Below are 12441 nucleotides of genomic sequence, written 5' to 3' on the forward strand. Positions count from 1 at the left end.
GTTGTATTAAATAACCCGTTAGTTTAGTATCTTTCGTAAAATTAAACCTTTTGAATAGACTATTTTACATATTCATACTAGTTATTTGTCCATTTTTCAATTCAATAGGGCAGAACTGGAATTTAATTATACATAATCAGGCCGTGCAGGATGGAATGAAGCGTTTTGATTATGAAAAAACACCTAAAGATTCGCTTACAGGATTACGGACCGTAAATCAATACGTGCTGAGTTTGCATGAAGCATCTTATCTGGAAGCTGCAACAGATTCAATTCTCTATAAAAAGGATACCCTTGAAGCATTTGTTCATATTGGACCAAGACATCACTGGAGTGTTTTGCAAAGCGGGAATGTTCCGGATGAATATTTATTCCGTTCCGGCTATAAACAAAAATTTTATTCAAATACTAAATTCAGCTTTAAAGAACTGGCAGCTTTAGAAAATGCCATTATTAAATACTCAGAAAATAATGGATATCCATTTGCTGTTATAGCTCTGGATTCAATAGACCTGGAGCAGACATACTTTAGAGCAACACTGAATTATCATTCTGGTCCTTTAATCCGGTTTGATACCGTTGCAATTATTGGTAATGCGCGAGTTAAACGTAAGTATCTGGAAAGCTATTTGGGAATTGTACCCGGATCTTTATATAATCAGCAAAAAGTAAAGAATTTAGAGCGGCAATTAAGGCAGGTACAATATTTAAAAGTGACAAAATCCCCGGAAGTTTTTTTTTCAAAAGGTAATGCACAGCCTGTATTATATGTCGATACAAGAAAGTGTAATCAGTTAGACGGGTATTTAGGATTTCAGCCGAGTTCAAAGACAAATGGCAAACTCTTATTAACAGGGGAGTTCAACATGAACCTGAAAAATTTATTACAATCAGGAAAAGAATTATCTGTACAATGGAAAAGGTATGATGTACAATCGCAATTGCTGAATACTTCGTATTTGCACCCTCGGTTATTCCATTCTAACGTCGATATAAAGCTGAACTTTAATTTACTTAAGCAAGATACTTCCTACTTAGTCCTGGATAGAAACATTGCAGTATTTTTTGGTTTGTCGCCGGCATCAAAAATCAAATTTTCAACTGGATTAAAATCCAACACTGCAATAGGTACTACTCAATTAGCAAATATTGAAGGAGCCAACAGTGATTTCAGGTATTTAAACTACGGTATTGGCTATGCTTTTAATAGCCTGGATGACATTTTCTATCCGATGACAGGCTGGAATATTGATGTTGGTGTATCTGTCGGGAATAAGAAAATCATAAATTATATCATGCCTGTAAATCCTGAAGATGCTATTCCAACAACCTCTACTCAATATGGCGCTGATATTGATGTTCAGAAATTTTTCAGAATAGGAAAGAAGGCTACCCTATTAAATCATTTCCAGGGAGGAACTGTGCAAAGTGAAAATTTAGTTTTAAGTGACCTGTATCGGGTAGGAGGTCTGAAAACATTAAGAGGGTTTAATGAAAACAATTATTTTGTTTCTGACTTTGCCATCTATACATTGGAATACAGATATTTTACAGATGAATCGTCTTATGTGATGCTTTTCGTAAATCAAGGATATATAGAAAATAAATTGAATAATAATTATACTGATTGGCCCATTGGCTTTGGAACAGGCATCAGTTTTAGCACTAAAGCAGGCATTTTTCAGTTTATTTATGCCTTAGGTGGGGCAAAAGACCAACCCATAAGTTTAAATCTTTCAAAAATTCACTTTGGATTAGTCACAAGGTTCTAGTTTTTCGTATAACTTGCAAAAGATTATGATTTACTTTTACTCGATATTAATATTCTCCTGGGCATTCTTTGTTGCTTTGTTTGCAATTCCTTCCATCATACAGGTTGCACACAGCAAACAGCTATTGGATATTCCCAATAGCCGCCGGTTACACTTGTTTGATACACCCAGATTGGGAGGATTGGCAATTTTTGCCGGACTTATTTCAGCGTTAATGCTTTTCGGGGAAATAAATAATGCTGTTCAAAAATTAATTGCAGCAACTATTATTATTTTTTTTATCGGGTTAAAGGATGATATGGTTTCGGTTTCAGCGTTCAAGAAATTCTTTGTACAGGTATTAGCTGCAAGCATCGTTGTTTTTTTAGGCGACTTAAAAATTGAAAGTTTTCAGGGTGTTTTTGGTATCACCGTACTGCCAGATGGAATAAGTTATTTCTTCACATTAATTGTCGTTTTAGGTATTACAAATGCATTCAACCTGATTGACGGATTGGATGGATTAGCCGGCACAATCGCAGTTCTCACCTGCTTATTTTATGGGTACATCTTTATGTCTGTTGGCGGTGCCGCCAGTCATCCTTATGCCTTGGTTTGTTTTTGTTTAACAGGAGCATTGTTAGGATTTTTAAGATATAATATTTTCAAAGCTCAGATATTTATGGGCGATACCGGATCATTAATCAGCGGCTTTGTTGTTGCCTTTTTAGCCGTAAAAATTATTGCTCTGTATGAAAACAATGGATACAATTTAATCTCCTTACCTGCTGTTGCAATTGCTCCAATATTATTACCTTTAGCAGATACATTAAGAGTATTTGTGCTTCGCGTATTAGCAGGCTACAGCCCATTTACTCCGGATAGCAATCACTTGCATCATCGCTTAATGGCTTTAGGTTTTTCATCTCTTTCAATCGTATGCCTGATGTTTTTATGCACGATATGCAGTATTTCTGCAGCAATGCTCATGACTCAGGTAAATCAAACAGTATTATTAATAGGTATGTTTGGAGGCATTTTTATTTTAATGGCCTTTATAGAAATAATTTATAAAAAGAGAACAAAAGCGTGTATAAGCAACTTATAATCATTACTAAATCGGCACTTCTTATATTTTTATTGTCCATATGCAATGTTTTGTATGGGAATAATTATTATACAGTAAAAGATCTGAGTAATGATTGGCAAGTATATGATAAATATTATCAATCTTATATTCCATTATTGGTAAAAGGTGCTAAAATTCAAAGCGGGGGAATTTATATCAATAAAAACTCGAAGGAAAATAATTTCGTTTCTTTTTACTCATCTAAAGGGCTGAGTATTTTTATAGAAAACAAACTGGTTTATAAGCATCCTCAGAATGCTCACTCCAAAAGAGTAAGACTGCCGTTGGCAGACTTACAGCATGTAGCAGATAATAATCCATATCTTATTTTATTTTACAATTCAAACAGTTCATTGTATGTAGATTCAGTGCGCTTGGAAGTGCTGTTGCCGGCTGATTATGTAAAAAAGGAAAATATAGATATAATTGAAAAAACGGTATTAAGAAAAAGCATTTTTGATAGAGAGATTTTTATAATAACCGTTTTGATTTTCTGTGTAGTACTTATTTTATATAAGTTTATTTTTATGAAAGGCCGCTCGTTAATCAATATCGGAATTGACAGAAATATAGAATTGTTGTTATTAGACAGGAGTGGAATGATGTCGGTAATGCTGATTATTATAAATGCATTGTTGTATATGATTATTTACTATGTTATGATGACAGAGTATGCTATGTATTTTAATTTCCCATTTAGATTTTTATTCCAAAAAGATCCAGGCATGTACATGTTGTACATTTTTAGCGCATTTGTTTTTATGCAAACAGTTAAGATTGTTTATATAAAAATTATAAATGAATTGACATTTCCTTCAGGCGTTTCTCCTTTGCAAAATTATTTGCTTCTAAATTATTTATTCCAGATCGGACTATTAATATTTCCAATCCTGTTATTTGTAACAGCCTTGTTTCCTGTCAGTTATATGATTTTTATTGCTGGGATTTCATCAAATATCTTTTTTTTAATACTCGTTATAATTTCATTATTAACGAGTTATATGATTTACTCCCGTTCAGAACTTAGAAATATTTATTTATTTTCGTACATTTGCACCGCTGAAATTGTTCCTTTAATAATAGCCTATCGGGTATTATTAGGATAATGCTTTCAGTGCGTCAATTCCATTTAGTAACATGAGCGAAATTAAGGCAAAAGACAAACACGCTAAAGATAATAGAGTTAAAAAAGTAGGAACTATTTTGGTTTCACAGCCAAAACCAACTGATGAAAAATCACCTTATTATGTATTAGCTGAAAAGTATAATCTAAAAATAGATTTTATACCGTTTATCCAAATTGAGCAGGTAGATTTAAAAGAATTCAAAAAGCAAAAAATTGAAATACTTGCGCATACGGCGGTTATTTTTACCAGCCGTAATGCAATAGACAATTTCTTCAGGATCTGTACCGAAGCTAAAATTGAAGTGCCTGCTGAAATGAAATATTTTTGTATTACAGAACAGACAGCGAATTACCTGCAAAAATATATTGTAATTAGAAAAAGAAAGATATTTGTAGGTAAAAAAACAGCTTCAGACCTGGAAGAAGTAATTAAAAAACATAAAACTGAAAAATTCTTATATCCTTGTTCTGATATAAGAAAGGACGATATTCCAATGTTTTTGTCTCAAAATGGATTTACTTTTTCAGAGGCAGTATTTTATAAAACAGTTGCAAGTGACTTATCTCATCTAGCGGATGTTAATTATGATATAATAACATTCTTTAGTCCGTCAGGAATTAGTTCGTTATTTGTAAACTTTCCTGATTTTGAACAAAAGGCAACCAGAATCGCAGCATTTGGTCCAACTACGGCAAAAGCAGTGCATGACGCAGGGCTGATTTTAGATGTGGAAGCACCTTTACCAAATGCACCATCTATGACCGGAGCATTAGAGATATACATTAAAAAGGCCAATAATATTAAATAAATACAATTATTTTAAGGATTAGTAAAAAATGTGCAACCTTTTTGCTTAAATCAAGTATGAATTCATTAGCTTTGTTTACATGTGAGTAATTTATTGGGTCAATTATAAGAATCTCTCATAATACTTTGAATATGAAAAAAATCAGTAGAATTCTTTTTATTTTTTTTGCGCTTATTTGCTTAGAGATGCCAGCATTTGCCCAGCAAGATGCGCAGTTTAGCCATTATATGTTCAATTCTATGTATTATAATCCTGGATATGCAGGTTTGGAAGGCGTTACGCGCTTTACCGGCATTTTCAGAAAGCAATGGCTTGGTTATTCTTCTACGACAGATGCACCCGGCGGTACTTCACCTACAAGTGCTGTAATGACGGCATCAACGTTATTACCTTTCTTTAAGAAAAGTACTGGAGCAGGCTTAAATTTCTTATATGATTCTAAAGGCCCTATAAATACAACTGAATTACAATTATCATTAGCTTACCACTTTAAAATCAAAACAGGGAAATTGGGTGTAGGTTTAAGATCCGGATTCAGATATGAAAACCTAAACAGTAACTGGTATCAGGTTATTGATCAGGCAGATCCTATTTATCAATCATTAACAACAAGTCCGGCAAATCAAATGAAGGCAGATTTAGCGGCGGGCGTTTACTGGCAGACACCTAAGTATTATATTGGTTTAAGTGCTTCACACTTTACTGGTACAAAATATACATATGGCATAGATACCTCCATTGCATCAAAATTAAGCAGTCACATGTATGCAACCGCTGGTTATACGTTTACATTAAGTGGAGGTATTATAAAACTTACTCCGAATGCATTTTTTCAAACGGATAGTAAAAATTACACTTATTTATTTGGCGCAATGGTAACGTATAATGATAAATTTTATGGAGGTATAAGTGCCAGACAATCTATAGCAAATAAGGAAGTTACTCAAGGAGGAAATACATTGGCAAATGACGATATAATCTTCTTGATTGGAATGAATTTAATGAAAAATAACGCTATGAGAGTTGGGTACGCATTTGATTATGTTACAAGTGGTGCTCAGGCGAAGACCAGAACGTCTCATGAAATTATGCTATCCTATGTTATTCCATCACCTTGGAATGACCCAAAACCAATTGTCCGTACACCTAGATACAGACAAGAGGAATATTAATCAAAAAACATAATTAATTGTCTATTAGTGTATTAAATGATTTTACAGAAATTGCAGTAAACTTATTATTATTTGCGTTAGTACAATAAAAATACTAGTTTAGGCATTCTGTTTCATTGGGAATAGACAATAGAATATACTTTAACAGGAAATAATAAATTAAAATTGGGATTTATGAATAAAGTCAGTGTTATCGGAAAGCGCTTTGCGATCATTGCATCCTTAGCGGGTCTGTTTTTGGCTCAAAGTTGCGGTAAAGGTCCTGCAGACGGTGGTGGGGATCTTGTAGGCGTTGCTGGCCGAGAATCATGGGTTCAAACAGTACCTTATGGTATGGTTGTTTGTCCATCAGGAACTTTTCACATGGGTCAGGCAGATGAAGATGTACCTGCAACTCAAATCAATTTGAACAAACAAGTAACTATAGGTGGATTCTATATGGATGAAACTGAAATTACAAATAATGAATACCGTCAGTTTATGAACGTTATGCTTGAGGATTCAGTAGCTACATTAGGCGAAGAATACATCATGACGGAGTTATATCCGGATACTACTGTTTGGGTTAGAGATTTCTCTCACCACATGGGCGATCCAATGATGGAATACTATTATGCACACCCTGCATTTGATGAGTATCCGGTTGTTGGTGTTGACTGGTGGGCTGCTAAATACTTCTGTGAATGGAGAACGCAGCATATGAATAACTGGAGAGCTGAAAACGGTTTATGGCAAATGCCACGTTTCAGATTACCATCAGAAGCAGAATGGGAATATGCAGCTCGTGGTGGTCGTGATATGGCAAAATATCCTTGGGGTAACCCATACATCCGTAACTCAAAAGGTTGTATGTTAGCGAACTTTAAACCAGGCAGAGGTAACTATTATGATGATGGTTTCATGTATACATCTCCGGTAGCATCCTATTTTTCGAATGATTTTGGATTATATGATATGGCTGGTAATATTTCAGAATGGTGTGAAGATGCTTATTATGATGCTGCAGTACCAATTGTTTGGGATTTGAACCCTACTTACTATAATGATGATGAAGTAAGAAAAATAATCCGTGGCGGATCTTGGAAAGATATTGCATACTATCTTGAAACTGGTACAAGAACTTTTGAATACCAGGATACGAGCAAGTCTTACATTGGTTTCAGAACAGTTATGACTTATTTAGGCCGCTCTTCTGGATATGAATTCTAAGAATATTTAATAGTAATTAATTAAACTGAACATAAACTACAAATTGTTAAACTTTAAACTTTTGTTACTAAAATGAGCAAGAAAGGCGAAAATTTATTAGAAGACGTGATCATGCCAAAAGTGTATGGTCTAGGTGCTGCTGTTGTTATTATCGGTGCGTTATTTAAGATCATGCACTGGCCATTCGCAGGTCCGATGTTGGTTGTTGGTTTGGGAACTGAAGCAGTTATTTTTGCTATCTCAGCATTCCAAAAGCCTCACAAAGATCCAGAATGGTCAAGAGTATACCCACAATTAGCAGAAGATTTTGACGGTGATGACGATGAGCCTGCAACTGCTACTGGTACAGTACAAAAATTAGACGAAATGATGGCTTCTGCGAACATTAACCAATCTGTTATTGGTCGTTTAGGTCAAGGTTTAAATAGCTTAAGTGAAAACGTTTCTAAAATGTCTGATTTGTCAGATGCAACAGTTGCGTCTTCTGAATATACTTCTGCAATCAAAGGTGCTACAGGTTCATTAAACAAAATGAACGATGCATATTCTAAAACTGCTGAAGCAATGTCAGGAATGGCTTCTGCTACAGTTGATGCACAAGGATACCATGAGCAAGTTCAAAAAATCACTAAAAACTTAGGTGCATTGAACGCTGTTTATGAAATGGAATTATCTGATGCTAACAACCACTTGCGTGCAATGAATAAGTTCTATGCTAACTTATCTTCTGCTATGGAAAATATGGCTGATGCATCTCGTGATACTCAATCATTCAAAGAAGAATTAGGCAAATTGTCTAAAAACTTAACTTCATTGAATGGCGTTTACGGCAACATGTTAACAGCAATGAGAGGTTAATTCATACCTAGTAATTATAATTTAATTATTAAAAAATCATCTTAAAAATATTATACTATGGCTGGAGGTAAAGAATCCCCAAGGCAGAAGATGATCGGTATGATGTACCTTGTATTGACAGCATTGCTGGCTTTACAAGTAAGTTCTGCGATCATGGAAAAATTCATCTTCTTAGATGAAAGCTTAATGTATGCAGTAGGTGCTGCAGATAAAGGAAATGCTGAAACAGTAGCTAAGATTGACAAAGCCGTTGCTGATGGTGGAGGAAAGGATAAAGCTGTTTCTGACAAAGCAATTCAGGTAAGAACAAAAACTGCTGAAATGATTAAAACGATGAATGATCTTCGCGAAGAGATGATCATGAAATCTGGTGGTCGTGAAGCGGATGGCTCTTACAAAGGTGCTAAAGAAGAGGAAGCTATTGCAGGTCTTATGGTTGGTACAGAAGGTGCCAAAAACGGTAAGGCTTACGCATTGCAAACCAGCCTTAACAAATACGGACAGGAAGTTATCCCAGGCATTGTTGGTAAAGACATGCCAGCAATTAAAATTGCAATGGATGGTAAAGAAGATCCAAAGTATGATAAAAAGCCAGATCAAAAATCTAAAGATTTCGGTAAATTAAATTTCGCTGAAACTCCTTTAGTAGCTGCTTTAGCAGTAATGGCAACATTTGAATCAGAAGTTAAGAAAATTGAAACTCAGGCATTAGATTTACTAGCATCTCAAGTTGGTGCAGCAGATTTGAAGTTTGATCAGGTTTTCGCTGTAGCTACTGCTAAGTCTGGTGTAGTTGCTGCTGGTACAGATTATGAAGCTGAATTATTCTTAGCTGCATCTTCTTCAGCGGTTAACCCAATCATGTCTAGAAACGGTGCTCCATTAGCTGTTGAAAACGGACGCGGTAAAGTTAAGTTTAAAGCATCTGCAACTAATTATGATGCAGAAGGTAACTCGAAACAAAACTGGAAAGGTCAAATTAAAATCAACAACAAAGGAAAAGATACTATATTCTCAATTGATGTACCTTACATCGTTGCTAAACCGGTAATTCAAATCCAGTCTGCTTCAGTAAATGCATTATACTTACGTTGCGGGAATGAATTAAGCGTACAAGTACCTGCATTAGGTGCAACATACAACCCTTCATTCACAGCATCAGGTGCTACTCTTAAGCCACTTGGCAAAGGTGTAGTTGTAGTAATCCCTACATCAGCAACCGGTGTTAAATTGAACGTTGCAAGTGGTGGTAACGCAATCGGATCTCAAGACTTTAAAGTTAGAGGTATTCCTAAACCTGAAATCCTGGTTCTTAACGGTGGTAAAGAAGTAGATCAGAAAAACGGTGTTGCCGCTCCTGGTCCAAGATCTTTACAGGTTAAAGCTAAAGCTGACGAGTCGTTTGCACAATTCTTACCTAAAGATGCTCGTTATAATGTTACTAAATGGAATGTAATGTTGGCTAGAGGTAAAAGACCTGTTACTCAACAAAACTTCACCACTGAAATGGCTAACTTAAGCTCTTTTGCTTCTCAAGCTCAGGCTGGTGACCGTTTGATCATTGAAGTACAAGATGTTTATCGTACAAACTTCTTAGGTGAAAAAGAAAAAGTAAATATTGGTACACCAATCTTTACAGTTCCTTTACAATAATATTAAAAAACTGTATTATGAATAAATTCAGTGTTATCGTATCCATTATCTTTTGTGCTGTAGCATCTATTGCTCATGCACAAGAGACACCTGCAAAACAATGGGAAGACCCATATGCAACAGGCTTCAATAAATACTCTGTTCGTCCTATTCATACCTCTGATATCATGTATAAGAAGACTATCATCAGAGCTATAGATTTAAGAGAAAAGCAAAATTTACCTTTATTTTCTAGAAATCGTGAGCTTCCTAGATTAATAATCGATGCTACTCTTGCAGGTCTTATCACTCCTTATGCTAATGATTCATTAGAAAATGGCAGTAAATTATCTATTGACGAATTTAATGCGTTATTGATAATGCCAAGTGATCAACCTGTCTATACTCCGGAAGATACATTGATGATGTTCCAAAATGAAGATTATTCTTACAGAACAACTTCATTAGGAGGCGATTCTTTCTTCCCTACGGATATCTATCAAATGGAGATTAAAGAAGAGTGGTTATTTGATAAACAACGTTCAAGACAATATTTTGATATTGACGCAATTACTTTCTATGTACCTGCTGATCATCCTTCAAATATTAAAGGGATTCAGTATGCAATTGCATCATTCTCTTACAAAGAACTTTGTGAAAAATTATTCAAGGATAATCCTAAAGCAATCTGGTTTAATCCACAAAATGAAAGAGAACACAAAAATCTTGCAGATGCATTTGATTTGAGATTGTTCAGCTCTTATATCATTAAAGTATCTAACCCGAAAGATTCTTATTTAACAGATATCTACGGTGGCGATCAACTTAAAGGTTTAATGGCTTCACAATGGGCTGCGTTTGAATTGTTAGAATACGAGCACAACCTTTGGGAATTCTAAGATAACAGATACGATAACCCTGTTATTCATAAATAAAGAAGGCCTTACATTTGTAAGGCCTTCTTTATTTATTTAACTGCTGAAAAAGGATAGTTGCTTTAGAGTTGCCAATTACCGGGGTCAATTGTTCAATACTGGCTTCTTTAATCCTTTTTACAGTTTTAAAATGTGTCAACAACTTTTTTACCGTCCCCGGTCCTATACCAACTAAGTTCTCAAATTCAGTTTTTAACAACGCGTCTTTACTTCTTTTTTGCCTGTGAAACGTAATGGCAAACCTATGTGTTTCATCCCGGATTTGTTGGATAAGTTTCAAAGACTCAGATTTTTTATCTAAATACAATGGATCATTATCCCCCGGGAAAAACAATTCCTCTAAGTTTTTGGCAATACTGACAATCGGGATCTGTCCATATATATTCAAATCTTTCAAGGCCTGGCAGGCAAATGATAGCTGGCCTTTACCGCCATCAATAATAATAAGAGTAGGAAAGGGCAAGCCTTCTTCTCCCATGCGCTTATAACGCCTGTAAACAATTTCGTACATAGATGCGAAATCATTCGGGCCCTCAACTGTTTTGATATTAAAGTGCCTGTAATCTTTCTTAGAAGGCTTTCCATTTTTATAACAAACCATCGCAGCCACAGGGTTTGTACCTTGAATATTTGAGTTATCGAAGCATTCAATATGAGCAGGCAGTTCTTTTAAGGATAAGTCTGCCTGCAATGTTTTTAAAACACGTATCTCCGGCTTTTCCTTTTTTTGATCGTCATACCTTGTCAAGGTATGCCACGCATTCTTTAGAGACAGATCAATTAGTTTTTTCTTGTCACCACGCTGCGGAATACTAACCTTGCAATATGTAGACAATATCGGCAATTCAATGTTACAGATTATTTCTTTGGTCGAATCCCAGCCTTCTTCATGTATTTCGAATAAGGCATGCATTAAAAGTTCTTCCTCTGTTTCATCAAGCACTGCTTTCATCTCAATTGTGCGAGCTTTAATAATAGAGCCATGCAAAATACTCATGAAATTAACAGACGCTCTGTTTAATCTTTTGACAATTGTATAAACTTCAAGATTATTTATATCAGGATTTACAATCAAACTGCTCTTTTCAAGGCCAAGCACAGAGTTATACCTCTCTTTAAAAAACTGTGCTTTTTCAAATTGCATATCTTCAGCGGCAGAAAGCATCTTTTCCTGATAGTATTTTTTCACGGAAGAAAAATTGCCTTTCAGAATATTACGGACCTGGATAATACTCACGTCATAATCCTCCTTTTCCTGTTTTCCTTCACACGGGCCTTTACAGTTACCTATGTGATATTCGAGGCATACCTTAAATTTGTGCGCATCAATATTCTGTTTTGTAAGATTCAGGTCACATGTGCGAATAAAAAAAGTTTTCCGTAGTGATTCAACTAATGAATGCATAGCTCTGCCACTGGTATAAGGGCCAAAGTATTCACCCTTTTTTTTATCTATTTTCCGGGTAGTTGTTAGTGTTGGAAAATCAGCAGAAGACAGACAAATAAACGGGTATGTCTTATCATCCCTAAGAAGTACGTTATACTTAGGTTTGTTTTCTTTTATTAAATTATTTTCGAGAAGTAATGCCTCGTATTCAGAATTTACCAGCGTGTATTCAGCATGGTAAATCTTGCGCACCATACTGCGTGTTTTCTGATCGAGATTTTTTTTATTGGTAAAATAGTTTGCAACACGTTTACGCAGGCTTTTAGCTTTGCCTACATATATAAGTTCCTTTTCAATTGAATAAAATCTATATACTCCTGGCGAAGAAGGTAATTCTTTCAGAAGGGATCTTATGTCCTCTTTTTCTAACATA

At 35.1% G+C, this 12441-nt stretch carries 10 protein-coding genes; 9 read left to right on the forward strand and 1 reads right to left on the reverse strand.

The window, feature by feature from the left end:
• Positions 1–50 precede the first annotated feature (50 nt).
• From CHU_RS00875 to gldN, 9 genes are all read left to right on the forward strand, one after another.
• Entirely contained in the window at positions 51–1772 is a 1722-nt protein-coding gene (locus CHU_RS00875; RefSeq protein WP_011583574.1) for a POTRA domain-containing protein, read from the forward strand.
• A gap of 25 nt (positions 1773–1797) precedes the next feature.
• Complete coding sequence (locus CHU_RS00880) at positions 1798–2859, forward strand: MraY family glycosyltransferase (protein WP_011583575.1); 1062 nt, start codon at positions 1798–1800, stop codon at positions 2857–2859.
• Complete coding sequence (locus tag CHU_RS00885; RefSeq protein ID WP_011583576.1) at positions 2841–3986, forward strand: DUF4271 domain-containing protein; 1146 nt, start codon at positions 2841–2843, stop codon at positions 3984–3986. Before CHU_RS00880 ends, CHU_RS00885 begins: the two co-directional genes overlap by 19 nt.
• A gap of 31 nt (positions 3987–4017) precedes the next feature.
• Positions 4018–4815 carry a uroporphyrinogen-III synthase gene (locus tag CHU_RS00890; protein WP_011583577.1) on the forward strand — a complete coding sequence of 266 codons (798 nt, stop codon included), beginning with the start codon at positions 4018–4020 and terminating at the stop codon, positions 4813–4815.
• Positions 4816–4940: 125 nt separating this feature from the next.
• Complete coding sequence (sprP, locus tag CHU_RS00895) at positions 4941–5987, forward strand: type IX secretion system membrane protein SprP (protein ID WP_011583578.1); 1047 nt, start codon at positions 4941–4943, stop codon at positions 5985–5987.
• A 174-nt stretch (positions 5988–6161) separates the two neighbouring features.
• On the forward strand, positions 6162–7196 hold the full coding sequence (gene gldK / locus CHU_RS00900; protein ID WP_011583579.1) for a gliding motility lipoprotein GldK: 1035 nt from the start codon (positions 6162–6164) through the stop codon (positions 7194–7196).
• A gap of 72 nt (positions 7197–7268) precedes the next feature.
• The gene (gldL, locus tag CHU_RS00905; RefSeq protein ID WP_011583580.1) at positions 7269–8054 is read left to right on the forward strand and encodes a gliding motility protein GldL; all 786 of its coding nucleotides are present in this window, start codon (positions 7269–7271) and stop codon (positions 8052–8054) included.
• Between the two features lie 57 nt (positions 8055–8111).
• Entirely contained in the window at positions 8112–9707 is a 1596-nt protein-coding gene (gldM, locus tag CHU_RS00910; RefSeq protein WP_011583581.1) for a gliding motility protein GldM, read from the forward strand.
• Positions 9708–9724: 17 nt separating this feature from the next.
• Positions 9725–10585 (forward strand): gliding motility protein GldN, encoded by an 861-nt coding sequence (gldN, locus tag CHU_RS00915; protein ID WP_011583582.1) that lies wholly within the window; start codon positions 9725–9727, stop codon positions 10583–10585.
• Between the two features lie 64 nt (positions 10586–10649).
• On the opposite strand, the gene uvrC is transcribed toward gldN, so the two are convergent.
• Entirely contained in the window at positions 10650–12440 is a 1791-nt protein-coding gene (uvrC, locus tag CHU_RS00920) for an excinuclease ABC subunit UvrC (protein ID WP_011583583.1), read from the reverse strand.
• Position 12441: the final 1 nt, after the last annotated feature.

The sequence above is a fragment of the Cytophaga hutchinsonii ATCC 33406 genome (assembly GCF_000014145.1).
Classification (GTDB): domain Bacteria; phylum Bacteroidota; class Bacteroidia; order Cytophagales; family Cytophagaceae; genus Cytophaga; species Cytophaga hutchinsonii.

Bases quoted from the DNA above. Each gene is read 5' to 3' on its own strand.
- CHU_RS00880 (WP_011583575.1), top strand. From the start codon at position 1,798: ATGATTTACTTTTACTCGATATTAATATTCTCCTGGGCATTCTTTGTT.
- CHU_RS00890 (WP_011583577.1), top strand. From the start codon at position 4,018: ATGAGCGAAATTAAGGCAAAAGACAAACACGCTAAAGATAATAGAGTT.
- gldK (WP_011583579.1), top strand. From the start codon at position 6,162: ATGAATAAAGTCAGTGTTATCGGAAAGCGCTTTGCGATCATTGCATCC.
- gldL (WP_011583580.1), top strand. From the start codon at position 7,269: ATGAGCAAGAAAGGCGAAAATTTATTAGAAGACGTGATCATGCCAAAA.
- gldM (WP_011583581.1), top strand. From the start codon at position 8,112: ATGGCTGGAGGTAAAGAATCCCCAAGGCAGAAGATGATCGGTATGATG.
- gldN (WP_011583582.1), top strand. From the start codon at position 9,725: ATGAATAAATTCAGTGTTATCGTATCCATTATCTTTTGTGCTGTAGCA.
- uvrC (WP_011583583.1), bottom strand. From the start codon at position 12,440: ATGTTAGAAAAAGAGGACATAAGATCCCTTCTGAAAGAATTACCTTCT.